The organism is Priestia sp. SIMBA_032 (assembly GCF_046535215.1).
GTDB classification, from domain to species: Bacteria; Bacillota; Bacilli; order Bacillales; family Bacillaceae_H; genus Priestia; species Priestia aryabhattai.
Genome location: NZ_JAWRXD010000429.1, coordinates 1 through 293 on the forward strand (window position 1 = coordinate 1; position 293 = coordinate 293).

Sequence of the window (293 nt, forward strand, 5' to 3'; positions counted from 1 at the left end):
TTCCAGACTGCGGAATGGGTCGGGCTCGGGCCGTGGGAGAACTATCCTGACCGCCAGGCGAGCGCCCTCGTAGGTCGCTGGACCAGCGAGATCGACGAACTCGCCGTACCGTATGTCCGGCCGCAGGAGAACGGGAGCCGAAGTGGGGTCACCCGGCTGGAGATCCTCGGCGAGCACGGGCGCGTGACGATGCTGACCGAAATTCCGCTTCACATGAACGTCAGCCGCCATTCGCCCGAACAACTAGAAGCCGTCGACCACTGGTGGAAACTTCCCCCGTCGCCAGCAACGGT

General features: G+C 64.5%; 1 protein-coding gene. It reads left to right on the top strand.

Annotated elements, in window-relative coordinates; genetic code table 11:
* Nucleotides 1-293 (top strand): beta-galactosidase small subunit-related protein (locus tag SB717_RS35035; RefSeq protein WP_486360788.1); only part of this gene is annotated, 293 nt, incomplete at both ends.